Origin of the sequence: Pelagibacterium halotolerans (genome assembly GCF_044811015.1) — a bacterium.
Lineage (GTDB): Bacteria > Pseudomonadota > Alphaproteobacteria > Rhizobiales > Devosiaceae > Pelagibacterium > Pelagibacterium halotolerans_A.
Genome location: NZ_CP085243.1, coordinates 3078674 through 3101902 on the forward strand (window position 1 = coordinate 3078674; position 23229 = coordinate 3101902).

Here is a 23229-nt window from a genome sequence, read left to right on the forward strand (position 1 = left end):
CCCTGCGATAAGGGCCTGTCGGGCATAGACGAAATGGAGGAAAGATCATGAGCGGCAAGATCGCGATCCTGCTGGCGGCAAACGTTGCCCAGCGGCACGTTGACGACCTCAACGCGGCATTCGACGTTCATGTCCTGCCCGAGGATGCGGATGAAGCCGACGCGCTGCTCGACAAGATCGGCGCCGAGATCCGTGGCATCGCAGTGCTCAAGACACCGATCACCCGGGAGCTCATCGACCGGTTGCCCAATCTCGAACTCATATCGAGCTACAGCGCGGGTATCGAAAATATCGACACCGATTATGCCCACGAACGCGGTATCCCGATTGCGAACACGTCGCACATCCTCGCCGACGAGGTGGCTAACCTGACCCTCGCGCTGGCGTTGAACGTCACCCGCAACATGATGAATGGGCACCTGCACGTCCGGGACGGACGCTGGCCGGAGGGTGACATGCCGCTCACCCATTCGCTCGGCGCAATGACCGTGGGGATCGTCGGGCTTGGTCATATCGGCGCGGCGGTCGCAAAGCGCCTCGACTGCATCGGGGCAAAGACCGCCTATTCGGGACCACGGCCCAAGCCTGTCGATTATCCCTATCACGCGAGCGTTCGTGACCTCGCTGCCGCATCCGACATGCTGGTCGTGACCTGCCCGCTTATGCCCGAGACGGTACACTTGATCGATGCCGATGTGCTCGATGCACTGGGCCCGGACGGCTATGTGGTCAACGTCGCACGCGGCCCCATCATCGACGAGAAGGCACTGATCGCCGCTTTGGCGAGAAACCGCATCGCTGGTGCTGCGCTCGACGTTTTCGAAACCGAGCCCCATGTCCCCGAAGCGCTCCGAACCGACCCGCGCGTTGTCCTCGCGCCGCATATCGGATCGGCGACGGTCGAAACGCGGCAGGCCATGGGCGATGCGATGGTCGATGCACTCGCCAACCGGTTCGGCGTCACCATCCGGCGTTAGGGCCTCTTAACCCCTATCTACAATTGATGATGGGCCCTGGGGTCTAGCAGAAAGTCATAGAAGGTTCGGGGCATATCGACGACCCGGACAGATGCGATTAAACGCAAGGCGACCAGCCAGCCTCAGAGTGTCGGTGGTGCATATTAACATCAATGCGAAATAAGAAGAGCTTCCATTCCCGAGCAGTGCTTGACATGTGTCAGTATTATCGGCTGACAGATGTCCGTATCAGATGGCACCGAAATTGGGGACGCAATTGGGTCGCGGTCGTCTACAGAACTACCCTACCCACGAATTCCAGACCGAGGATGAGTGGAGCGCATTTTTCAGTCGTGACATGGCACCTACGCGTGTGCGGTTACCTTCGGGCCAGCCGGTATCGTGGGCTTTGCGTGTCGCCAGTGTGCAAGATTTGCGCGTTGCTTACGGCGTTCACGCATCGGATATCGAAATCGATCAGATTGGTTCGGGCGAGGGGCTGCACATCCACGTTCCGCTGTCGGGACAGGCGGCGTTGACGGTTGGCGACACGACGGTCATGACCTCTAGGGAACAGGCGATCTTGTTCGACTTCGGGAGGCCGCACCGATTGCAGATGTGGAGAGCGACGGGCTACGAGGCTCTCGCGCTGAATATTCCCACCTATATGCTCGATGAGGAGTTCATGGCGATCAGCGGGTACGCTCCCTGCGGTCCGATCGAATTCGAGCCGACCCTCAACCTTGTCTCCGCCCCCGGCAGGACATTGGTGAGCGTGACGAATGCGCTGGCCACAGGACTGGAGAACGGTTTGTTATTGGACGCGCCGATCGCGATCAAGTCGCTGTCCCAGGCACTTTTGCGCCTGCTCATTCAAGCGGGACCGCATCAGTTCTTTGAAAGCCTCCAGAGGTCGCCTTCGCCGGCCGCGCCCCGCCATGTCAAACGCGCGATCGATTTCATGCATGCCAACATTGCCGAGCCTTTGACCTCAGCCCAGATCGCCGAGGACGCCGGAGTCAGCGTCCGCGCGCTCGAGGTGGGTTTCCGGACGTTCAAGGATACCACGCCGATGGCATATTTGCGCAGCATTCGGCTTGACGCCGCGCGCGACGAACTCGCGATGCCGGACAATTCCTCGAGCATCGCGGAAATTGCGTATCGATGGGGCTTCACGCATCTGGGGCGCTTTTCGGCGGTCTATCGCGAGGCATATGGCGAGCTGCCCTCCGAAACCGCGGCCCGGTGCAGGGGCTGAAACGTCAGAGTCCAACCGCCGGATTCTCGGTTGGGTTCTCCCCCTGGCAGCAGGCCCTATGACACCTGTGCGTTCGCGTGGTCCCGTTCACGCCACCAGAGTTGGCGGGCGATGCTGTCGTCGCGTGTGCGGAAGCGGCAGGTGTCGCAGTAGCGGGGTGCGCAGGCGGGTTCGGGGAATGTGTCTTTGTAGTCGCGCTGGCTGGGAAGCAGATCGGCTTCGGAGACGTTCGCGTAGGGCTCGGTATAGGCGAGGCAGCAGCCGGATTTGTGGACCGCACAGGCAGCGCCGAAACTGGTCTTCAGTTTTTCGATGTACGGTTGGCGCTTCCACGGCAGGCCGGGAAGGGCGCAGAGGGCGCGGAGTGTCTCAAGGCGGTCTTCGGTGATCGCGATGTGCTCCTGATAGGCAAGTGCGCTGGCGATGCCGTCTGCGACTTCGGGCCAGAGACTTTTGGGCCTGGCGCGCGAGAGCGTGCCGAGCGTCTCGATAAGTGGGGTCATGGTGGCGATGGCGGCGTCCATGACGCGGGTCAGCCGTTCCTGACGCGAGGGGACGATTTCGACATTCTTCTGCGCGGCCCACGGGTGATCCGGCGCGACGACGGCTTTGACGGGGCCGGCCAGCTCGAACCGGTCGGGCCAGCCGCCGGGGTGGAGATACCACTGCGCCGCCTCGGGCGTGATGAGGAACCCTGCATCCGCACCGATGAGGCTATAGGCCAGCGCACCCGTGGCGCGCCCGGGGAACCACGCGGCCATATAGGTTGCCGCGGCGGGGGGCGGGGCACGGTTTTCGACGAGCCGGGCGTGGAAGGTGCGCAGGATCGCCGCGTCGTCGGCAAGCAGGTCGGGCAGCGTCACGAGCGTGTGCTTTGTCTCGGGTGGCGCCTGGAAATGATAGGGGAAGAGACCTGAGAAATGGGTCTGCGCCCAGGCGTGCGGGTCCGGGGCGTCGAGGATGAGGGCGGTTTGCGCGTGCGGTTGGGGGGCGGCCATGGAGCGGTGATGCGGCGCGTTCGGAGATTACATGAGAGGGGCACTCATATTTACGCGATCATATCGACAGATGCAATGACTGCTGGAGTGGGATGCGAAAAGGCCTGTCCCGAATCCGATCCGGGATGGGAACCGGTTTTTGCAAGTGAGACCCGAAGGTCCGCGCCAGCGAAGTCCGGGCTAGACAGCGGTGGAATGCCGAGCGGCGCCCTCGTTGAGATATTCATCGAAAACCGCCGCGAAGTGGCGCACGAAGCGCTTGCCGCGCGGGGTGACGACGTAGTGGCCGCCGGCGGCCTCGAACAGGCCGTCCTTGTGTGTGGCGAGGAAGGCGTCGGCGCGGTTGAAGACGCTTGAGGCCGCGGGACCGAACTTTTTTGTGAGGTCCGCGCGCGAGACGGCGAAATCGCACATGATGCGTTCGATGACGTAGGCGTTCATCCTGTCGGTATCGGTGAGTTCGATGCCGCGCGCGGTCGCGAAGGCACCGGAGGTCACGGCGCGGGCATAGTCGGCGGTGGGGACTTGGTTCTGGACAATTCCCTGGGGAAACTGGCCGATGGAGGATGCGCCGAGGCCCACGAGGATGTCGGCGGCGTCGGTCGTGTAGCCCTGGAAGTTGCGTCTGAGCGTGCCGGTGCGCGCGGCGATGGCGAGGCTGTCTCGTGGCTGCGCGAAATGGTCCATGCCGACCGCTTCAAGGCCGCCGGACAAAAGCGTCTGAGCGGCGAGCTGGGCCTGGTCGAAGCGTCCCCTGGCGTCGGGCAGTGCCTTTTCGTCGATCATCTTCTGGTGCGTTTTCATCCAGGGCACGTGTGCATAGCCGAAGAGCGCGACGCGGTCGGGGGCGAGGGACAGCACTTGCTTTGCGGTTCCGAGGACCGAGCGTGCAGTCTGGTGGGGCAGGCCGTAGAGCATGTCGAGATTGACCGATGCAACGCCCCGCGCCCGCAGGCCGTCGATGACCTCGCGGGTCTGCTCGAAGGTTTGGATGCGGTTGATGGCCATTTGCACACGGGGGTCGAAATCCTGCACGCCGAGGCTGGCTCGGGTCATGCCGATGGCCGAAAGCGCGTCGAGCCGGCTTTCATCCATGTCGTTTGGATCGATTTCGACGCTGATTTCGGCGTCGCCGGCGAAGGTGAAGCCGGCGCGCAGATGCGCGTCGAGACGCAGCATGTCGTCCGGGCGAAGCATGGTGGGCGAGCCACCGCCGAAATGGACCGCGCTTATCGTGGTGTTCGCGAGTCGTGCCGCGACGAGGTCGATTTCGGCGAAGAGCGCTTCGAGATAGCTGGCAATCGGGGCGTACTGGCGGACCTGTTTGGTGTGGCAGCCGCAGAACCAGCATAGACGGTCGCAATAGGGGATATGCAGATAGAGTGAGACGCGGGTTGCCGTATCGTTGTTGGCGTCAAGCCATCGGCCGTAGGTGTCCGGGCCGATGCCGTCATGGAAATGCGGTGCGGTGGGATAGCTCGTGTAGCGCGGTACCGGCTTGGCATACGCGGCAACGATGGCGTCCTGCATCGGCGGAATCGTCCCTGTGAGATCGTGTGCACCGTTTCTCACGAGCGATGAAGCGGGACTTTGATCGAGATCAAACAGTCGCTTCGAGCTTGCCGTGCGCGAGGGTGAGCGTGCGCAGGGCGAGCTCGGGTGGCAGGGCGGCATGGGTCACAAGAATGACCGTGCGGTTCGCGAGAGCCTGGGGCAAATCGTTGAGGAAGGCCAGTTCGGTTTCTCGGTCGAGGCCGGCGGTGGGCTCGTCAAGCGCGACGATTGCCGCGGGAGCGAGAAGCGTGCGGGCAAGGCAGAGGCGGCGGAGCTGGCCCGTCGACAGCGTTGTTCCGGTTTCGCCGATCACGGTGTCGAGTCCTCTGGGGAGCGCGCGGATCGTATCGTCGAGTCTCGCAGTTTTGAGCGCGGCGAAGAGCTCGGCGTCGGTCGCCTCGGGGCGGGCGAGCGAGAGGTTGTTGCGGACCGTATCGAAGAAGACGGGGCTATCCTGGCTCAGAAGGGCAACACGCGCGTGGAGGTCGGCGAGGCCGACGTCGCGGATATCCGCGCCGGCGATGGCGATGCGGCCGTGTTGCGGGTCGCGGAGCCGCAGGAGCAGGGCAAGAAGCGTGGATTTGCCCGCGCCGCTCGGGCCACCGATGGCGATGTGCTCTCCCGGGGCGATGGTGAGGTCTATGCCATCGAGGACGGTTTCGCCGTCCGGATAGGCGAAGCTAACGCCTTCGAACGCAATGCCGGTGCCTTCGGGAAGCGCGACGGGGCGCAAGGGCTCCCGAATGGCGGAGGGCAGGGTTGCGATGGCGTGGAGGCGTTCGGCGGATGCGGAAGCCTCGCCGAGTTTGCCGACAGAGCGAATGATGGCGTTGGTGGCCTCGAAGCTGCCCATGACGCCGAAAACGAGCCCCGCGAGGATTGGACCCGAGAGGGTTCCGGCTTGGAACGCGGAGAGGCCGAAATAGAGCGTGGCGAGGAAAGCGAGGCCGGTGAGCGCAGTGACGGCAGCGGCGGCGAGCGATGTCGCGAAGGCCTGGCGGCGGCGCAGGCGGCTCAGGGTTTCGCCTGCTTCGGCGAAGCGGATGGCGGTGTGGTCCTTGCGGCCGAAAAGAACGATATCGTCTTGCCCCGCGATGGCGTCGAGAACGTGTGCGCGCAGGCTTGCTGCGGCTTCAACGAGCGCGGCGCCGGTTCCGCGCGTCACGCCGATGAGCAGGGCCGGCAGGGCAATGGCTGCGGCAAGGAGGCTGGAGAGGTAGATCCAGCCAGCCTCCGGGAGCAGTGCAAAGAGGATCGCCGTCATCGCGCCGCCGAGAACGAGCGCGGCAATCAGCGGACCGATGGCGAGGAGGACGATTTCGTCGAGCGCGTCGACGTCGGCGGTGAGTCGCGAGACGAGGTCGCCATGGCGCAGCGAGCGGTCCGGCAGGGGCAAGCGCGGGAAGAGGGCGCCGAAAAGCCATTGTCGGATCGTGGAGAGGAGTTTGAGGGTTGCGTTGTGGCCGACGAGCTTTTCGAAATAACGCGCGAGGATGCGGATGAAGGAGAGCCCACGCACGGTGGCGGACGGCGCGAAGAGGTTGAACGAGACGGCGCCGGCGAGCGCGGTGGCGGTGAGGAACCAGCCGGAGACGCCAAGCAGGGCGGTTCCCGCAACGAGAGTGACGAGGGCGAGCAGCAACGCGAGCGCGAAGCGCTTCACGTGGGGGCGCAGGAGCGGGGCGAAGAAGAAGAGGGATCTCATGCACCCTCCCTGCCGTCGTGTCTTGCCGAACCGTTTGGGGCGGTTCGCTTGACCGCGGTCGGCAGCAGTTTTCCGCCAGCCAGCGTCATCACTTTGTCCGCGCGGCTGGCGATGGCTCGGGCGTGAGTGAGAACGATCAGGGTGCGGCCTCGAGCGAAGGCGAAGATTTCGTCGAGCACACGGGCTTCGGTTTCTGCGTCGAGGTGAGCGGTGGGTTCATCGAGGATGACAAGGCCAGGGTCGGTCAGGAACAGGCGGGCAAGCGCAATGCGCTGGATCTGACCACCCGAGAGGCCTTCGCCGCCCTCGCCTACGCGCGTGTCGAGACCGCCGGGCAACGCGTCGGTGAATTCAGCGACGCAGGCCCGTTCGGCTGCGAGGCGGATCGCGGCGGACGGCGCGTCAGGGGCGGCGAAGGCGATGTTCTCGGCGATAGTCCCGAAAAAGATGCGTGGTTTTTGGGTGATGAAGACGACGCGTTTACGCAGCGCGGATTCATCGATCGCTGCAAGCGGTGTGCCGTCGAGCGTTATCGTGCCCTCATGGTCGAGCAGGCGCGTGATTGCGCGGGCGAGGGTGGATTTGCCGATGCCGCTCGGGCCCATAATGGCGAGGTGGGCGCCGGCAGCAAGCGAGAGATCGAGCCCTTCGAGGATCGGGCGACCGGTCTCGGTTTTTATCGTGAGCGTCCCGATGTCGAGCGCTATAGGGCCGGCTGCGAGGGATGTGGGGTCTTCGGCGGCGCGTATTGCTGGCGTTTCGATCTGCGCGATCTGTGTTTCGATCTCGGCGAGTGCGGATCTGGCGGCGGCGCGGTCGTGGTAGTGGGCGGCGAGCTGGCGCAGGGGATTGTAGACTTCGGGGGCCATAATGAGAGCGAACAGGCCGCCGGTCAGTGTCAGTTCGGGGTGTATGGGGATGAAACCCAAAAAGGTGAGGCCTACGTAAAGCGCAACGCCCGCCACGCCAAGGGCTGCGAAGAATTCGAGAATGGCGGAAGACAAGAAGGCGATGCGCAGAACTGCATTGGTGCGTTGGCGGAGCGCTTCGCTGGCGTCGTAGACGGCGGCGATGGCGGCATCCGACTGCCCGAAGAGCTTAAGTGTCAAAAGACCGCGCAGGCGGTCGGCGAAATGGGCGGAGAGTTCGGCAAGGGCCTTGGCCTGCCTGTCAGTCGCCGCCTGCGCGCCCCACCCCGCGAGCGCCATAAACAGGGGGATCAGCGGTGCCGTGACGAGAAACAGGAGACCGGCGACCCAATCGACGGGAAAAACGACCACGGCGAAGGCGACGGGCAGGATGGCCGCGCTCACCATGGCAGGAAGATAGCGCGCGAAAAAGGGTTCGAGCGTTTCGGTCTGGTCAACGAGTGCTGCGGTGACAGCGCCTGACGCCGGGGCAAGGCCCATTGCGCGGCGACGGTCCAGGATTTGGCCAAAGAGCTCACGGCGGAGCGAAAGTTTGATCTTTTCCGCGCCAAGCTGACCGGCTTGCTCACCCGCAACGCCGAGAATGGCGCGCAAGGCGATGAGACCGGCAATGCCGAGAATCATTGGCCAGAGGGTGGAAAGCTGCATTCCCTTTTGGATCGCTTGGCCCAGCACGTTGGCGAGGAGTGCGGCCTGGAGCACCAAAAGGGTGCCGGAGATCAGCGGTATGACGATGGCGAGGGTTATTTGCGCCCCACCCCTGGCGCGCAGTTCCGTCAGCCGACGCAGTTGTGAGCGTTCGCCTTTATTGTACTGAACCTCCGGCATAGGGGTCCTTTTTCTGGATGCCCCTCCGCCCGAAGGAGAGAGGGGGAGGCAGAGGGGCAAGCTGCTTGGACGCTAGTGCAGCCTGATATCGAATAGCGGACTATTTGGGGCCGTTCTTTGACCTGGATCAAGTCCCCCGTGGCACCATGCCGCGCGACACCTGCACGTCTTCCGGGTGTGACGACTCTGGTTCTAAGATGGCGGAGTAACCGCGGTGGCGCGCGCGTCTCCGGCATCCTATCGTGTTGATTCAAATCAATGCTCTTGCCCGAAGGCGCGTTTACCACCCCGGTTTGGCGGGCCATAATGCCCGCCATAGATACAGGGGCAAGTTCTCATGATCGATCAACTCGTCGTAGATCTGTCGCGCCTGCAATTTGCAGCTACGGCTCTCTACCACTTCCTGTTCGTCCCCCTCACACTCGGTCTTTCCTTCATGATGGCCATCATGGAGAGCACCTATGTGATGTCGGGGCGAGAAATCTGGCGCAAGATGACGCTCTTCTGGGGCACGCTTTTCGGCATCAACTTTGCCATGGGCGTGGCGACCGGCATCGTCATGGAATTCCAGTTCGGTATGAACTGGTCATACTACAGTCACTACGTGGGCGACGTTTTTGGCGCGCCGCTCGCAATAGAGGGGCTGATGGCCTTCTTCCTCGAGGCCACATTCATCGGGCTCTTCTTTTTCGGCTGGAACCGCCTGTCCAAGGTCGGGCACCTCATCATCACCTGGCTCGTCGCGCTGGGAGCCAACTTTTCCGCGCTTTGGATCCTGATCGCCAATGGCTGGATGCAGTATCCGGTCGGCGCGGTGTTCAACCCCGATACCATGCGGATGGAGATCACTGACTTCATGGCGGTGATGTTCAACCCCGTGGCGCAGGCGAAATTCGTGCATACCGTAAGCGCCGGCTATGTCACCGGCGCGGTATTCGTTTTCGGCATCTCGGCGCTCTTTGCGCTACAAGGCAAGCATCTCGAACTGGCCAAGCGCTCCATGGTGGTCGCAGCGAGCTTCGGCCTGGCCTCGGCGCTTTCGGTTGTGGTGCTGGGTGACGAGAGCGGCTATGTCGCGACCGAGCATCAGAAAATGAAGATCGCGGCCATCGAGGCGATGTACGAGACCGAGCCTGCACCGGCGGGGCTGAGCCTTGTGTCGTTCCCGACGGGCAATGACGAGACGTTCTCGATCAAGATTCCGTGGGTGCTGGGTATCATCACGACGCGTTCGTTCGATACCGAACTGCCGGGGATCGAGGAGCTCGTTTCGCGCGCGGAGGATCGTATCCGCGAGGGGATCGGCGCATATACGGCGCTCGCGGCGCTGCAGGAGAAACCCGACGACGTGGAGGCACGCCGGACTATCGTGGAAAGCTGGGACACGCTCGGCTATGCGCTCCTGCTCAAGCGGTATCGCGACGATATCGAAAACGCGACGGACGCGCAGATCGCCATGGCGGCGCAGGATACCGTGCCCGATGTCTGGCCGCTCTTTTGGACTTTCCGGCTGATGGTCGGCATCGGCTTCTTCTTCATCGCATTCTTCGGCTTCGCCTTCTGGAAGGCATCGCGGGGGACGCTTTTGAAGCATAGATGGTTCCTCATTGCGGGGGTCGCGGTGCTGCCGCTGCCCTGGCTCGCGGCGGAGGCCGGGTGGGTGATCGCCGAATACGGACGACAGCCCTGGGCCATCGAGGGCGTGCTGCCGACCTTCTACGCGGCATCAGGCCTCACTGTGACCGACCTCGTTCTGAGCCTCACCTTCTATGTGACGCTCTACACCGTGCTCGCGATCATTATGGTCATCCTGATGATCAAGGCGATCAAGGCTGGACCCAAGGACTATGGCGCGCTTCTGACCGGAGAACCCGAGAGAAACGGGAACGGCCGGGACACGCGCCTGGCGCCCGCAGAATAAGGAGCAAGGACAATGGACTTCATTCCCATAGACTATGAGAGCCTGCGCCTCATCTGGTGGGCGTTGCTCGGCGTGCTCCTGATCGGCTTTGCCATTATGGGCGGCATGGATCTGGGGATCGGCACGCTCCTGCCTGCCGTCGCCCGGACCGACGAGGAGCGGCGCGTCCTCATCAATCTGATGGGCCCGACCTGGGAAGGCAATCAGGTGTGGCTCATCCTCGGGGGCGGTGCGATCTTCGCGGCGTTCCCACCGCTCTATGCGGTCTCATTCTCGGGATTCTACCTTGCGATGATCGTCATCCTTCTCGCGCTGATCCTCAGGCCCGTGGGCTTCAAGTTTCGCGGCAAGATCGCGGATCATCGCTGGCGGGCGGTGTGGGACTGGTCGCTCTTTATCGGCGGCTTTGTGCCCGCGCTCATCCTCGGGGTTGCAGTGGGGAACGCGCTGTTGGGGGCACCGTTCGACCTCGATAGAACCTTGCGGCCTTCCTATCTGGGCAATTTCTTCGGCCTCCTGATGCCGTTCGCGCTTGTTGCTGGGCTTGTCAGCCTTGCGATGGTCGTGACGCTGGGGGCGTCCGTCATCGCCAAGCGGACCAATGGCGATATCGCCGAGCGCGCCGCGCGGTACGGGCAGTGGTCGGGCATTGCCGCAATCGTCCTCTTTGCGCTTGCCGGGGTCTGGGTCGCCTTCGGGCTGGAGGGGTACGTTATCACCTCACAGGTGGTGACCGATGCCGGATCGAATCCGCTCGCCAAGGAGGTGACGCGGCAGACCGGAGTGTGGCTCGCCAATTACAGCGTGCATCCCTGGACCATAGCGGCGCCGGTTCTCGGCTTTGCCGGGATGGCGTTGGCGGTGATCGGGCTACGGCTGGGGCGCGACGTCGTCGCGATCCTCGCTTCGGCCATCGGGATTGCCGGGATCGTGGCGACGGCAGGGCTCTCGATGTTCCCGTTCCTGTTGCCGTCCTCCTACAACCCGGATGCGAGCCTTACGGTTTGGGATGCGTCCTCGAGCCATCTGACGCTGTTCATCATGCTCGTCGCCACGGTGTTCTTCATGCCGATCATCATCGCCTACACGAGTTGGGTCTATAAGGTGATGAGCGGGCCCGTCAGCGGCGAGAGCCTTTCGAAAAACCCCAACGCCTACTGAGGAGATCGGCCGATGTGGTATATGTCTTGGATATTGGGCGTGGGGCTGGCATGCAGCTTCGCCATTCTGAACGCCTTATGGTTCGAATTGCGCGAGGACAAACGCGAGAAGCGTTGAGCAAACGCGGCGCCGGACCCCTCCGGCGCCGTTTTCCTATGCGAGGGGACGCGACGTCATATGCGTCGTGTCGGCGGACCGTTGCACCATGCCGGGGTGCCGGTCGAAGACCGCAAGATGCTCCCGCATGGCGGTTTCGGCAGCCGATGCGTCGCCGCGCAGGATAGCCGTGACGATGGCGTCGTGTTCTTCGTAGGATTGCGCCAGCCGCTCAGGGTGTGCAAACAGCGCGCGCCGGAAGGGCGCGAGCCGGGCGCGCGTGAGCATCGCCATTTCCGTAAGATAGCCGTTATGCGCACCTTCGCAGATGCGGTCGTGGAAGCGCGCGTTATAGGCTTCATAGGCCGCGACGGCGCCCAAACGCACATGGACCGCGGAGGCGAGGTGAGCCTCCTCGAGCCGGGCGCGCTCGGTGACGGTCATGCGCTCGGCAGACAAGCGGGCGCAGGTGGCCTCGAGCTCTCCCATGGCTTCGAACATGGAGAGGAGCCGGTCGTCCTCGAGGCTCGCGACGACGGCGCCGCGATTGGGCCGGCGTTCGACCAGCCCCATGGCGGCGAGTTGACTCAGCGCCTCGCGGACAGGCGTGCGCGAAACCTCAAACCGCGCGGCAAGCCCGTGCTCGTCGAGGCGGGTACCGGGCGACCACTCGCCGTTGACGATTGCCTCGGCGATTGCACGGACCATTTCGTCTACCGTTGTGCCCTTGCGGGCGGAAACCTCAGCGGTCAAGGCGTCTCCTTTAACACCGGCGCATAATTAGGGTCCAGACCCTAACCAACGGCTATGCCGTGGCGCGCAATTAATCAAGTTTAATCGAGCGTGGTGCGGTAGCGGCTCATCGCCGCGGCGGTGACGACGACCACGAAGATCGCAAGCGCGAGAAGGCTCGGCCAGGCCTCCGCTATCCCCACGCCCTTCAAAAGCGAGCCGCGCACGACGCGCAGGAAGTGGGTCACCGGAATCGCGGTGCCGAGCACCTGCGCCCATTCGGGCATGCCCCGGAAGGGGAACATGAAGCCCGAGAGCAGGATCGAGGGCAGGATGTAAAAGACGGACATCTGCATGGCCTGGAGCTGGCTTTTCGCGACGGTGGAAAAGAGGAACCCCAGCGCCAGCGAGCCTATGATGAACATCAGGACCCCAAGCGTCAGCGCATCCCAGCCGCCCGAGAGTGGAACGCCGAAAATCAGCCGGGCCAGAATGAGGATGATGACCGTCTGGATGGCGCCAATCCCCACATAGGGCGCGAGCTTGCCGATCATCACCTCGATGGGTTCGACCGGGGTCGAGAGCAGGGTTTCCATCGTCCCGCGCTCGCGCTCGCGGGTCAAAGCCAGCGCGGTCATCATGACGAGGGTCATGGTGAGGACGATACCTAACAGACCTGGCACGATATTGTACGCGGTGATCGCCTCGGGGTTGTAGCGCCGGTGGATGACCATTTCGAAGGGCGGAACCGCCGGGGCGCGGGCGGTCGGGCCGGAGAGATCATGCGCGAGCGCTTGAGCGGGCAGGTTGGAGAGGGCCGCCAGCGCGCTGCCGACGGTTGTGGGGTCCGACGCGTCCGCTTCGACAAGGATTTGCGGATTGTCGTCCCGCACGACGCGGCGGGAGAAATCGGCCGGGATGGTGATAGCGAATTGGGCCGTGCCGGTTTCTATCGCCTCGTCGATGTCCGCAGGGCCGCTGGCTTCCTCGGTGAAGGTGAAATAGCCCGTGTTGCGGATCGCGGCAGCGACCGAGCGCGAATAGGCAGAATTGTCGAGGTCGAGCAGGACGGCGGGCAAGTCGCGCGGATCGGTATTGATCGCGAAGCCGAAGAGCAGCAATTGCATGATCGGTACGCCGAGGATCATGGCGTAGGTCAGCCGGTCCCGCGTCAATTGGATGAACTCCTTGATCATGATCGCGGTGATGCGCGTGCTGGCCTGCATTTCTCACACTCCTTGTACCCTGCGTCGGATTTTGGCGAGTCGCATACGGGTGCGGAGCGAAAAAGCGTATTGTCCATACGGGTTTTCGCTCCGTGCCCGGAGGCGGCCGCCAAAATCCGACCCGGAGGGCCGCTTGAAAATGGCGACAGGGGGCGTCAGAGAGCTTGCACGATGTCCCGCATCGCACTGCGCTCTCTTCCTGCCCTGATCGCCATTTTGAAGCGGCGCAGGGCACAAGGAGTGTGAGACCCGAAGGGCCGTGCCAACGAAATGCAGGCCACAGATCATCGGAAATTGTCCTCCGAGCGGTTCATCAAATGGATGAATACGTCCTCGATGGTCGGGCGATCCGGGTGCCAGGTGTAGGGCGCTTTCTCGAACGGCGCGATCGCGGTCTTGAGCGCGTCGGCGTCCGGTCCGCTCACATGGATCGACGAGCCGAAGGGCGCGACCATCTCGACGCCGGGCTTGCCCGTCAACTCGGGCACCAGCCTGTCGGCGCCCGCGCCTTCGCCGACATAGGTCGAAAGTCCCGAATGCTCGACGAGTTCGTCCACCGTGCCGCGCGCGATCAGTTCGCCATAGGCGATATAGGCGATGTCGTGGCAGCGCTCGGCCTCGTCCATATAATGGGTCGAGACCATGACGGTCAGGCCCTCCGCGGCGAGAGCATGGATTTCGTCCCAGAACTCGCGGCGGGCCTTGGGATCGACGCCTGCGGTGGGTTCGTCAAGGAGCAACAGGCGCGGTTCGTGCAGCGTCGCGGCGGCCAGCGCGAGGCGCTGTTTCCAGCCGCCCGAAAGCGCACCGGCAACCTGCCGGCGGCGCGCTTCGAGGCCGAGCTTGACCAGCGCCTCGGTGACGCGCTTGCGGCGGTCGCTCATGCCATAGACGCGTGCGACGAACATCAAATTCTCCTCGATGGTCATGTCCTCATAGAGCGAGAATTTCTGCGTCATATAGCCGGTCAGACGTTTGATCCGGCGCGAATCCCTGACGATATCGAGCCCGAAACAGGATCCTTCGCCGCTATCTGGCGTCAAAAGCCCGCACAACATGCGCATGGTCGTGGTCTTGCCCGAGCCATTGGGACCGAGAAAGCCGGTGACCTTGCCCTCGGCGACGGTCAGCGAGACGTCCCGGACCACGTGCTTGTCGCCGAAGCTCTTGTTGAGGTCCTTGACCACGATGGCGTCGGCCATGGCTCACTGCTCCTCGGGCGCACTGGGTTCGGGAGGGATCAAACTCTCAAGCCAGGACAGCGGGTCCCAATGGCTATCGGCGTGCTCCTGCCGTTCTATGGTTTGTCCCAGCGCCAGAACGTCTACGGGCTGGCCCGGCGCAAGGCCGGAGGGGTGTTCGGGCGCTGCTTCGACCGCGAAGACCAGCTTGCCACGGCTATCGCGGCTGTAGATCACCGGCGGGGTGAATTCGGGCTCGGCGCTGACGGATGTGATGGTGGCCGTCATCGGTTCCCGGCAGCCGTCGCAGGTGAAGGTCACCTCGGTACCCGGAGCGTAGAGCGGCAGGGTGGGCTCGGGCACGAAGAACCGGATATGAACGGCATTGTCGGGTAAAAGCGCGATGACGGGCTGGTTTGCCGAGACCCATTCGCCGGTCTGGAAATAGACGTCGTCGATGCGGCCGGCGGCAGGGGCCTCTGGACGCAACTGCGCGCGCCGGGCCTCGACTTCCGCGCGTGCGGCTTGGGCCTGCGTCACGTTCGCTTCGGCGGCGGCGATCTGGCCCCGGCGGGCACCGAGCTGGGCGGCTTCGAGTTCCCGGCTGATCTGCGCAAGTGCCGCGTTGGCTGTATCGGCGGCGGCCTGCGCCTGATCGAGCCGGGCCTGTGCCATCGTTCCGCGTTCGACGAGTTCGCGCACGCGCTGGAGTTCGGTCTGGGCTTCGTCATACGTGGCTTGTGCGCCGTCGCGGCGGGCGGACAGTACGGCGAGTTCGGCGGGACGCTGGCCCTCCCGTGCATCGTCGAGCTGGGCTTGCGCGGCATCGACGGCAGCCTGGGCTTGAGCGGCCTGGGCGTCGATGATGCTCTCATCGAGCGCAAAAAGCGCATCGCCCGCATCCACCCTGTCTCCCGCGGCAACCGCAAGGTCGCGGAGCGGACCGGAGATGGGTGCGGCGAGGTAGAGCATGTTGCCTTCGATATAGCCATTGAGGACCACCGGCTCGGCGGGCCGGGTGACATACCAGTATCCGAAATAGGCGAGCCCACCGAGGACGAGAACGGCGATGACGGGGCGGAGCACGTGTCTCATGGCCGGATCTCCGGATCGAGGAGAACGCCGCGCAGGATGGTATCGACGTGCTGACGGGTGAGGCTCTCGATGTCGAAGGGTTCGGCGCCCACCGGCACCATGGTCGTGTTCCAGATAAACGACATGAAGATCGGGCCAACGAACTGGATGGCGTAATTTCGTGGGTCACCGGGACGGATTTCGCCGCGTGCCTGCGCATCTGCGATGGTCTGGGTGACCAGTCCCACGACGGGGTTGACCATGACCTCGTACCAGGATCGGGCGATATTGGGAAAATTCTGGCTTTCCCCGATCACCATCTTGACGATGGCGGCGACGGGCACGGAACGCATGATCTGCGCAAGAACCGGCGGGAGCATGGGCAAGAGCACCCCGATGCGGCCCTCTGCCTGCGCAATGACGGCGCGAACCCTTTCAATATTGGGTGCAAAGGACTGGCTGACGACGGCCTCGAACAGGGCTTCCTTGTTCTCGAAATAGAGATAGAGCGTGCCCTTGGAGACCCCCGCCCGCGCGGCGATGTCATCGAGCCGGGCAGCCGCGTAACCGCGACGCGCGAACACTTCGAGCGCGGCTTCGACGATTTCGTCGGGCCGGGCTTCCTTGCGGCGCTTGAATTTGGGGGGATTAGACATTGTACTCTTTTAATTACTGACTGGTCAGTTATTTATAGGTGATATTGATGAGATTGTCCAGATGAATGAAGCATGGCGCGAATTGCGCCGGAGAGAGCTTAGGGGCGGGATATTCGGCTTTAAGCCAAAGCACTTGCCGCAATCTTATCCCCGCCCTCAAAACCTCTGCCATACTTCCTCTCACGGCCGCACCAAGGGCGAGGATGCATACGAGCTTCCGGTGAGGGCAGAGCTGGAGAGACGGGAAGCGTGGGGCCGGGCCGAGGTCTCATTTGGTCCCGCGGCGCTCCGGGTGTGTCCGCCAGGCCGGTTCGGGTCCGATGGAGGTCGCTCCAGCGGAGGCCCAAAGGGTGCTCACTCGCGCCAAGGCGACACGACCCCGGGACGCCCGGTCAGTTCAGCGCGCCATACCCTCGAAAGAGGGAGGGGATCGTCCCCGGCGGGGTACCCATAAGCCGAAAATCCCGGATGTATGCGGCGAGGCGTGCCTCGCATTTATATATCTACACAGTATGAGGCCACGTCTCGCCGCATACCGCCTGCCTTCGCAAAACCCGAAGCCGGAGGGCTGTCGGACGAACAGGCGTGTCTATAAGAAGCGCGTCAGACCGTCCTTGGGTAAAGCCGGTGAATTTTCTCGATTCCCTCAAGAACCGCGTCTGAGAGCGTCAGATCCGCTGCGCCGATATCGGTGTCAAGCTGCGCCATCGTCGTCGCACCGATGATGACAGAGGTCATGAACGGTTTGGTCAGGCAGTAGGCGAGCGCCATCTGAGAGGGATCGAGGCTGTGCTCTCGTGCAAGCTCGACATAGGCGCGGATTGCCGGTTCGGAATACGCGCTATAGCGCCAGACATCGCCAATGTCGCCCCGGCTGCCCTTGGGGACTTGGCCGTCGAGGTATTTACCGCTCAAAACGCCGCCCCCGAGCGGGGAGTAGGCGAGGAGCGCGATCTCTTCGAAGTAAGCGATTTCGGCCAGATCGAGATCGAAATGCCGGCGCAGGAGATTATATTCGTTCTGAATCGAGGCGATGCGAGACAGGCCGTTGGCCTCGGCCAGACGCAGGAATTCCATCAGACCCCAGCTCGTTTCGTTCGAGACGCCGACGGCGCGGATCTTGCCGGCCTTGACTTGGGCGTCCAGCGCTTCGAGCGTCTCAAGCATGTTCTCGCGAACGCCTTCGCGGCCCTGACAGAAGGGGTCAAAGCCCCATGAACGGTTGAAATTATAGTGCCGGCGATTGGGCCAATGGAGCTGGTAGACGTCAATATAATCGGTCTTGAGGCGTTTAAGATTGGCCTCGAGCGCGGCGACGACTTCCTTGCCGTCGATCGGGCGTCCGCCACGGATCCATTGATTGCCGGGACCGGTGATTTTGCTGGCGATCACGACATCGGCGCGCCGGCCGGATTTTTGCAGCCAGTTGCCGATAAATTCCTCGGTCCGGCCCTGGGTTTCGGCGCGTGGTGGCGTGGAATAGAGTTCGGCGGTGTCGAGGAAATTGACGCCTCTTTCAAGCGCGTAATCGATCTGCGCGTGGGCTTCGGCTTCGGTATTCTGCTCTCCCCAGGTCATCGTGCCTAGGCAGATGCGACTCACGGAAATGCCGGTGCGGCCAAGCTCGCGAAATTCCATAACGAAGCCTCTTGAGTATTTTTTGCCCGGAGCAGGGCGAGGGGAGGGCCGTTGCGGCCAGAACCAGACTTACAACCTGAACCGGCCCAGCGCAATCGCTCCATTGCACCGCCAGGTTTCAATGGCTGTCAAAAAAATGTCGTCAAAGGGCTTCAAGGGGGTTCCCAAATCGCATTTGCACCCCTATATAGGCGGCGTCTGAGCGGCACACAGAGCTGCAATTCAACGACAGATTTGGCGCGGGGTGGAGCAGCCCGGTAGCTCGTCAGGCTCATAACCTGAAGGTCGCAGGTTCAAATCCTGCCCCCGCAACCATCGATAAAAGCACCCGTTCATCCTCTGGATGAGCGGGCTTTTTTGTGCCCGAGGCCAGGCTGAGAATTCCCGCCAGGTCGCCCTCCAGCCAGAGGTCGACTTTGCCGGCCGCGCCAGGTGAGACGACGATCTGGCCGATCAACGCGTGGATGTCGTCACTGGCCTCGAGGCGAGTCTGCTCAAACCCTCGGAACATCAGGATTTCGAGTCTGAGTCCTTTCTGCCTCCAAACAAGACACCGCATGGTGCTGCCTTGCCGCCAACCGCGCCAAAGCGCGCACGATACTCCGTAGTTTGTTGGTGGTGTGGTGTTCAAGGTCGGGCCTCGTGCGCTTCGAATTGTTTTCGGCGGATGCTCCTTTGCGTGTTATCCGCCCTTCAAAGCAGTGACCGATGTCCGCAAACCAAGCGAACTGACGTCGACAACGACGCTGCGCATGGCCGAGATTTTGTCCGATGCCGGCATGCCGGCTGGTGTGTTCAATGTCGTCACGGGCATGGGCCCCGAGGTCGGCCAGGCGATCACCGAGCATGACGATATCGACATGCTGTCGTTCACCGGCTCGGTCGATGTTGGCCGCAGGGCGCTGATCGCATCTGCCGGAAACTTCAAAAAGCTCGGGCTGGAGCTGGGCGGCAAGAACCCGCAGGTGGTTTTCGCCGATGCCGATCTCGCAGATGCCGCCGATGGTGTTGTGTTCGGCCTCTGCTTCAATGCGGGCCAATGCTGTGTATCGGGCAGCAGGCTGGTCGTCGAAAAGTCGATTGCGAGAGAATTCGCGGCGCTGGTCGCAGACAAGCTGAAACGTGTCCGGATGGGCGATGTGTTCGATCCCCAAACACAGCTCGGTGCTATCGTTTCACCGCAGCATTTCGAGAAAATTCTTGGTTACATCGAAAGCGGGAAGCAGGATGGAGCCAATGTCGCCTGTGGCGGCGGTGCAGCTGAGACCGAGCATGGACGCTTCGTGCTACCGACGCTTCTGACTGACGTCGAACGGACGATGGCGGTGGCTCGTGACGAAATTTTCGGCCCCGTTTTGGCCATGCAGACTTTCGAGACGTTCGAAGAGGCCATCGAAATCTCCAATGACAGCATCTTCGGTCTTGCCGCAAGCATTTGGACGAAGGATCTCGACAAGGCCATTCGCGCCATGCGCCGCGTTGAGGCGGGCCGCACCTGGGTGAATACGACAATCGCCGGCGGGCCGGAGCTTCCGATCGGTGGCTTCAAGCAATCGGGCAATGGACGGGAGACAGGCGTCTACGGCGTGGAAGAATATACTGAGGTCAAATCGGTCCACATCGCCCTCGGCAAGCGCGACCACTGGGTCAAATAGCACTGCCGTGATGAACGCACAGTCCTGCACCATGACGTCCGAGCAAGCCGACGCGCTCTTGCGCCAACTGTTCGATGCGGCGGTCGCCGCCGCGCAGCCGCAACGCGTGATCGGCACGTTTCTTCCCGAGCCTGTCGGCGGCCGCACCGTCGTCGTTGGCGCCGGGAAGGGTTCAGCGGCAATGGCGCGGGCTTTCGAGGCAGCCTGGCACCATGCAGGGCGGGGCAAACTCGAAGGTGTGGTCGTCACCCAATATGGCTATGGCGAACCATGCCGGGATATCCAGACCATCGAAGCCGGACATCCGGTCCCCGATGATAACAGCCTTTTGGCGGCGCAACGCATCCTCGCGCTTGCGCAAGAGTTGGGGCCGCACGATCAACTCGTCGCGCTGATTTCGGGCGGCGGTTCTGCGCTGCTGTGTCTGCCGGCCGGCGGGTTGGATCTGGCCGATAAGCAGACGCTCAACGACACGCTGTTGAAGTCCGGCGCATCGATTGCCGAGATGAATTGCGTACGCAAGCACTTTTCGGCCATTAAAGGTGGCCGTCTCGCGGCCGCGGCTCATCCTGCGCGGGTGCGCACGCTGGTCCTGTCGGACATCCCCGGTGATATCCTGCATCTCGTGGCCTCCGGGCCGACTATCGCCGACGAGACTGATAGCAATCAGGCAAGGCAAATCGTCACACGCTACCGCATGGCTTTGCCCGATGGACTGATGCGATGGCTGGACAACCCGGATTGCTCGGCGCCGATGCCTGACGATCCTCGCCTTGGCACGGCGCAGTGCCATGTGATCGGCAGCGCGCAGGTTTCGCTGGAGGCCGCCGCGGCGCAGGCTCGCCGAAGTGGTTACGATGTTCACATCCTGTCGGATCGCGTCGAGGGCGAGGCTCGCGACGCGGGCCGCGTGCATGCGGCGCTCGCGCTTCAGATCAAAGATCGCGGCCAGCCTTTCACCGCGCCCTGTCTGCTGCTGTCCGGCGGCGAGACCACGGTAACCGTGCGAGCCAAGGGAAAGGGCGGGCGAAACAGCGAATTCCTGCTTGGTTTTGCGCTCGATATCGCCGGGCGCGACGGCATTTACGCGCTCGCAGCCGACACCGATGGCCGCGACGGTACCGAAGACAATGCCGGTGCGCTCTGCGACGGGACAACGGCCGATCGCATTCGCGCCGCAGGCGCCGACCCCAAATCGCTGCTGGCCGGCAATGATGCCTGGAGCGCATTCGATGCCGCCCAGAGCCTACTGGTTACGGGGCCCACGCGAACCAATGTCAATGATTTCCGCGCCATTTTGATTTCCTGACGCGGAGCAAAAAACGGCTCCGCGGATGGAGCCATTCTACGGGAAGTGATCACGAAGACTGTATTGGTGACGGGTGTATCGCGTGGATTGGGACGCGTTATTGCCGAAACGCTGGCGAAAGACGGGGCAGCGTTTCCTGGATGATGTGGAGCCGGCGGTTCGGCAACTGGAGCAGACGCGCCGTTCGGTTTGCGCTGCCGGTCGCGCGGAAGCGGGGACCGTCAGGATCGGCGTCCTGACCTCAATCGCAGGGTTTCTCCGAAAGTTGCTTGTCGCTTATCGCCGGGAATATCCGAAGGTGTCGACAATGACCCACGCCAGGGTGACTACCAAGTGACGGCATTGGTCGACTCATTGAGTTCCGGGTATCACAAGGCCCCGCTGGTCGTTGAAGCGGGACGGGCTTGGGCGGTGCATAGACGCGCGCGCATCAATGGCCTATCGCGATTGCCATTTTTGATACCGATGCTGTGGTGGGTCGGTTTTCCACCGTTCCCGATAGCGCGATGTCCCCCTTTCACAAGACGGTCAACATGCGGCTGGGGCTCTTTTACCGGGGATTGGGCTTGGCCTATCTTGCGTTTGCACCGGACGAACAGATCGAATTGACCATCGAAATGCTTTCGCACAGCCCCGACAATGAAAATGGGTTGGCGCGCGATCCATATAGACTTTGGAAGTTGATCGAGCGCGTTCGGAAGCAGGGCTTTGCTGAGCGTGCGGCGCACGTTGAACCCAGTAATTCCAATACGCTAGCTGTGCCGGTATTCAACGAGCAGGGGCGTGTCGCTGCTAGTTTAGGGATGACCTATTTTACCTCAGCGTTTCGCAGCCGGACAGAGGCAGTGGACCGTTATCTTGCGGGTTTGCAGAATTCATCGCGCGAGATCACTTCAGAACTGGGCCGCTTATCCCTCCAGTCTTAATCGTTTCCGCAACGGAGTTTTCGGTGTTGTGGAGAAATTGGGCAACCTCGGATGGCTTCGCCGCTGCGCGCGACTCAGGTGCCGCCGCTCCGCCATCACCTGCCGACGGCCTCCGAACCGGCGAATTCCAGAAAAACCCATAGCATCCAGCCCGTGGCTCAGGGGTTCGGTCTTCCCGGACTTTCGGGCGCCTATCGGCAGCTGAAACCCTTCGGGGAAGCGGACAGTCAGCTTTTGATCAACGGAGTTTTGGAAGCAGACGTGCACTCAAAGACACAGACCGTCAGCTTTGTGCTCTTTTCCTACAAGTGACTATTTCGGTCGGAGTCTTGAGGGTCAAGGCTTACAGAATTCCAAGCGTTCTCCACCAGCATTTCGATGGCTGCGCCGTGATCGGACATGTGTCCGCATTTTCTGAGATAGTCATAGGCCGGTCCCACGATGAGAGCGGAGGCGACGGGCCACTCCATATCCCGCACCTGTCCTTGTGCAGCCCAATCTCGATAGACCTTGGCCGCAGCGTCATGCGTCTGTGTTATCTCATCGAGGATAGGCCGCAATTCGGGATCTGAATGGGCTCGGATACGCAACTCTTCGAAAAACAGGAACAGGTCTCGGTTCGCCGTGGCCCATTCCAAGAGCGCGCGCACCGTTGTTGTTACCATTTCCTTCGGCGTGCGAGATTGGCGCTGGGCTTCGGCTCGCGTCATCCACAAGGCGTTCGCATCTGTCCAAAGAGCGACCGCTAGGCCCGGCTTCCCGGAAAAGAAATGATAGATGCTGCCGGTGGTGGCGCCGCTGGCCTTGCGAATATCGGCGATCGTGGTGCCGATGTATCCCTTTTCGACAAAGATTGGCAAAGCGGCATCCAGAATATCTTGACGGCGATTAGCCATGGTGGGTCCTTGACGATGTTAGAACGATGTTCTAGTGATCAGATTAGAACAACGTTCTAGTAGGATGATAAGATGCAATCAATACACCAAAAGACCAACGTAACGGCGGCCTTGAGCTTTGTGCGTGCCGTTGAAGCCATGGATGGCGGCAAGATGGAAGGGTTTTTTGCCCCGGACGTTGAGCAGATCGAAATGCCAAATGCGTTCAAACCGGCCGGCCAGGTCCGCGACCTGAGCGCGCTCAAGGCGGATATTGACAAGTCCAAGGGGATTATCGAGCAACAGAAATACGACATTCTCAACACCGTCGCGCACGGAGATATCGTCGTTCTGGAAATGGTTTGGCATGGAACCGTCGTAACGGACCTTCCGCCCTTGCGGGCAGGGCAGAAACTTCGGGCACAATGCGTGGCCGTTTTCGAATTCCGCGAAGGGAAGGTCATAAAACTTCGCAACTACGATTGCTTCGACGCCCTCTGACAGTGCGACGATCCAAGGCGCTCCAAAGTGCAGGAAACGGAACGCAACAT

General features: G+C 62.3%; 21 protein-coding genes and 1 tRNA gene. 11 read left to right on the plus strand and 11 right to left on the minus strand.

Annotated elements, in window-relative coordinates; genetic code table 11:
- Window positions 1-47 precede the first annotated feature (47 nt).
- Window positions 48-977, plus strand: a complete 930-nt coding sequence (locus tag LG281_RS14895) for a 2-hydroxyacid dehydrogenase (protein WP_404402032.1) — start codon at window positions 48-50, stop codon at window positions 975-977.
- Window positions 978-1209: 232 nt separating this feature from the next.
- On the plus strand, window positions 1210-2214 hold the full coding sequence (locus LG281_RS14900; RefSeq protein ID WP_404402034.1) for an AraC family transcriptional regulator: 1005 nt from the start codon (window positions 1210-1212) through the stop codon (window positions 2212-2214).
- 56 nt (window positions 2215-2270) lie between these two features.
- Here LG281_RS14900 and LG281_RS14905 read toward each other — a convergent pair whose 3' ends face one another.
- The 4 genes from LG281_RS14905 to cydD form a co-directional block, all read right to left on the minus strand.
- Window positions 2271-3212 (minus strand): hypothetical protein, encoded by a 942-nt coding sequence (locus LG281_RS14905; RefSeq protein WP_404402036.1) that lies wholly within the window; start codon window positions 3210-3212, stop codon window positions 2271-2273.
- 180 nt (window positions 3213-3392) lie between these two features.
- On the minus strand, window positions 3393-4742 hold the full coding sequence (hemN, locus tag LG281_RS14910; protein ID WP_404402038.1) for an oxygen-independent coproporphyrinogen III oxidase: 1350 nt from the start codon (window positions 4740-4742) through the stop codon (window positions 3393-3395).
- A 70-nt stretch (window positions 4743-4812) separates the two neighbouring features.
- Window positions 4813-6471, minus strand: a complete 1659-nt coding sequence (gene cydC, locus LG281_RS14915) for a thiol reductant ABC exporter subunit CydC (protein WP_404402040.1) — start codon at window positions 6469-6471, stop codon at window positions 4813-4815.
- Entirely contained in the window at window positions 6468-8228 is a 1761-nt protein-coding gene (cydD, locus tag LG281_RS14920; protein ID WP_404402042.1) for a thiol reductant ABC exporter subunit CydD, read from the minus strand. Before cydD ends, cydC begins: the two co-directional genes overlap by 4 nt.
- Window positions 8229-8565: 337 nt before the next feature.
- Between cydD and LG281_RS14925 the strand changes: the two genes are divergently transcribed.
- The 3 genes from LG281_RS14925 to cydX are packed head-to-tail and all read left to right on the plus strand — an operon-like array spanning window position 8566 to window position 11427.
- A complete protein-coding gene (locus LG281_RS14925; RefSeq protein WP_404402044.1) occupies window positions 8566-10149 on the plus strand; it encodes a cytochrome ubiquinol oxidase subunit I in 1584 nt (527 codons plus the stop codon).
- A 12-nt stretch (window positions 10150-10161) separates the two neighbouring features.
- A complete protein-coding gene (gene cydB, locus LG281_RS14930; RefSeq protein ID WP_404402046.1) occupies window positions 10162-11310 on the plus strand; it encodes a cytochrome d ubiquinol oxidase subunit II in 1149 nt (382 codons plus the stop codon).
- A 12-nt stretch (window positions 11311-11322) separates the two neighbouring features.
- Window positions 11323-11427: a cytochrome bd-I oxidase subunit CydX gene (cydX, locus tag LG281_RS14935; RefSeq protein WP_404402048.1), complete on the plus strand. Its 105-nt coding sequence runs from the start codon at window positions 11323-11325 to the stop codon at window positions 11425-11427.
- A gap of 36 nt (window positions 11428-11463) precedes the next feature.
- Here cydX and LG281_RS14940 read toward each other — a convergent pair whose 3' ends face one another.
- From LG281_RS14940 to LG281_RS14965, 6 genes are all read right to left on the minus strand, one after another.
- Complete coding sequence (locus LG281_RS14940) at window positions 11464-12114, minus strand: GntR family transcriptional regulator (protein WP_404406768.1); 651 nt, start codon at window positions 12112-12114, stop codon at window positions 11464-11466.
- 125 nt (window positions 12115-12239) lie between these two features.
- Window positions 12240-13364, minus strand: a complete 1125-nt coding sequence (locus tag LG281_RS14945) for an ABC transporter permease (protein WP_404402050.1) — start codon at window positions 13362-13364, stop codon at window positions 12240-12242.
- Window positions 13365-13648: 284 nt separating this feature from the next.
- Entirely contained in the window at window positions 13649-14566 is a 918-nt protein-coding gene (locus LG281_RS14950; protein ID WP_404402052.1) for an ABC transporter ATP-binding protein, read from the minus strand.
- A 3-nt stretch (window positions 14567-14569) separates the two neighbouring features.
- Window positions 14570-15640, minus strand: a complete 1071-nt coding sequence (locus LG281_RS14955) for an HlyD family secretion protein (RefSeq protein ID WP_404402054.1) — start codon at window positions 15638-15640, stop codon at window positions 14570-14572.
- Window positions 15637-16275, minus strand: a complete 639-nt coding sequence (locus tag LG281_RS14960) for a TetR/AcrR family transcriptional regulator (protein WP_404402056.1) — start codon at window positions 16273-16275, stop codon at window positions 15637-15639. The genes LG281_RS14955 and LG281_RS14960 overlap by 4 nt, the downstream gene beginning before the upstream one ends.
- A gap of 603 nt (window positions 16276-16878) precedes the next feature.
- Window positions 16879-17913 (minus strand): aldo/keto reductase, encoded by a 1035-nt coding sequence (locus LG281_RS14965; protein WP_404402058.1) that lies wholly within the window; start codon window positions 17911-17913, stop codon window positions 16879-16881.
- 238 nt (window positions 17914-18151) lie between these two features.
- On the opposite strand from LG281_RS14965, the gene LG281_RS14970 reads away from it, so the two are divergent.
- From LG281_RS14970 to LG281_RS14990, 5 genes are all read left to right on the plus strand, one after another.
- Window positions 18152-18228: transfer RNA gene (locus tag LG281_RS14970), tRNA-Met, on the plus strand.
- A 437-nt stretch (window positions 18229-18665) separates the two neighbouring features.
- Entirely contained in the window at window positions 18666-19568 is a 903-nt protein-coding gene (locus LG281_RS14975) for an aldehyde dehydrogenase family protein (protein WP_404402060.1), read from the plus strand.
- A gap of 31 nt (window positions 19569-19599) precedes the next feature.
- Window positions 19600-20877 carry a glycerate kinase gene (locus LG281_RS14980; protein ID WP_404406770.1) on the plus strand — a complete coding sequence of 426 codons (1278 nt, stop codon included), beginning with the start codon at window positions 19600-19602 and terminating at the stop codon, window positions 20875-20877.
- 566 nt (window positions 20878-21443) lie between these two features.
- Window positions 21444-21803: an IclR family transcriptional regulator C-terminal domain-containing protein gene (locus tag LG281_RS14985; RefSeq protein ID WP_404402062.1), complete on the plus strand. Its 360-nt coding sequence runs from the start codon at window positions 21444-21446 to the stop codon at window positions 21801-21803.
- A 51-nt stretch (window positions 21804-21854) separates the two neighbouring features.
- Complete coding sequence (locus LG281_RS14990; protein WP_404402064.1) at window positions 21855-22115, plus strand: hypothetical protein; 261 nt, start codon at window positions 21855-21857, stop codon at window positions 22113-22115.
- On the opposite strand, the gene LG281_RS14995 is transcribed toward LG281_RS14990, so the two are convergent.
- Window positions 22106-22699: a TetR/AcrR family transcriptional regulator gene (locus tag LG281_RS14995; protein WP_404402066.1), complete on the minus strand. Its 594-nt coding sequence runs from the start codon at window positions 22697-22699 to the stop codon at window positions 22106-22108. The genes LG281_RS14990 and LG281_RS14995 overlap by 10 nt on opposite strands.
- A gap of 72 nt (window positions 22700-22771) precedes the next feature.
- On the opposite strand from LG281_RS14995, the gene LG281_RS15000 reads away from it, so the two are divergent.
- Window positions 22772-23179, plus strand: a complete 408-nt coding sequence (locus LG281_RS15000; RefSeq protein WP_404402068.1) for a nuclear transport factor 2 family protein — start codon at window positions 22772-22774, stop codon at window positions 23177-23179.
- Window positions 23180-23229 lie beyond the last annotated feature (50 nt).

Coding starts and splice junctions, on each gene's coding strand:
- LG281_RS14940 (WP_404406768.1), bottom strand. CDS start 12,114: ATGGTCCGTGCAATCGCCGAGGCAATCGTCAACGGCGAGTGGTCGCCC.
- cydX (WP_404402048.1), top strand. CDS start 11,323: ATGTGGTATATGTCTTGGATATTGGGCGTGGGGCTGGCATGCAGCTTC.
- hemN (WP_404402038.1), bottom strand. CDS start 4,742: ATGCAGGACGCCATCGTTGCCGCGTATGCCAAGCCGGTACCGCGCTAC.
- LG281_RS14955 (WP_404402054.1), bottom strand. CDS start 15,640: ATGAGACACGTGCTCCGCCCCGTCATCGCCGTTCTCGTCCTCGGTGGG.
- LG281_RS14900 (WP_404402034.1), top strand. CDS start 1,210: ATGGCACCGAAATTGGGGACGCAATTGGGTCGCGGTCGTCTACAGAAC.
- cydC (WP_404402040.1), bottom strand. CDS start 6,471: ATGAGATCCCTCTTCTTCTTCGCCCCGCTCCTGCGCCCCCACGTGAAG.
- LG281_RS14980 (WP_404406770.1), top strand. CDS start 19,600: ATGACGTCCGAGCAAGCCGACGCGCTCTTGCGCCAACTGTTCGATGCG.
- cydB (WP_404402046.1), top strand. CDS start 10,162: ATGGACTTCATTCCCATAGACTATGAGAGCCTGCGCCTCATCTGGTGG.
- cydD (WP_404402042.1), bottom strand. CDS start 8,228: ATGCCGGAGGTTCAGTACAATAAAGGCGAACGCTCACAACTGCGTCGG.
- LG281_RS14950 (WP_404402052.1), bottom strand. CDS start 14,566: ATGGCCGACGCCATCGTGGTCAAGGACCTCAACAAGAGCTTCGGCGAC.
- LG281_RS14995 (WP_404402066.1), bottom strand. CDS start 22,699: ATGGCTAATCGCCGTCAAGATATTCTGGATGCCGCTTTGCCAATCTTT.
- LG281_RS14945 (WP_404402050.1), bottom strand. CDS start 13,364: ATGCAGGCCAGCACGCGCATCACCGCGATCATGATCAAGGAGTTCATC.
- LG281_RS14990 (WP_404402064.1), top strand. CDS start 21,855: ATGGCTTCGCCGCTGCGCGCGACTCAGGTGCCGCCGCTCCGCCATCAC.
- LG281_RS14975 (WP_404402060.1), top strand. CDS start 18,666: ATGGCCGAGATTTTGTCCGATGCCGGCATGCCGGCTGGTGTGTTCAAT.
- LG281_RS15000 (WP_404402068.1), top strand. CDS start 22,772: ATGCAATCAATACACCAAAAGACCAACGTAACGGCGGCCTTGAGCTTT.
- LG281_RS14895 (WP_404402032.1), top strand. CDS start 48: ATGAGCGGCAAGATCGCGATCCTGCTGGCGGCAAACGTTGCCCAGCGG.
- LG281_RS14925 (WP_404402044.1), top strand. CDS start 8,566: ATGATCGATCAACTCGTCGTAGATCTGTCGCGCCTGCAATTTGCAGCT.
- LG281_RS14960 (WP_404402056.1), bottom strand. CDS start 16,275: ATGTCTAATCCCCCCAAATTCAAGCGCCGCAAGGAAGCCCGGCCCGAC.
- LG281_RS14965 (WP_404402058.1), bottom strand. CDS start 17,913: ATGGAATTTCGCGAGCTTGGCCGCACCGGCATTTCCGTGAGTCGCATC.
- LG281_RS14905 (WP_404402036.1), bottom strand. CDS start 3,212: ATGGCCGCCCCCCAACCGCACGCGCAAACCGCCCTCATCCTCGACGCC.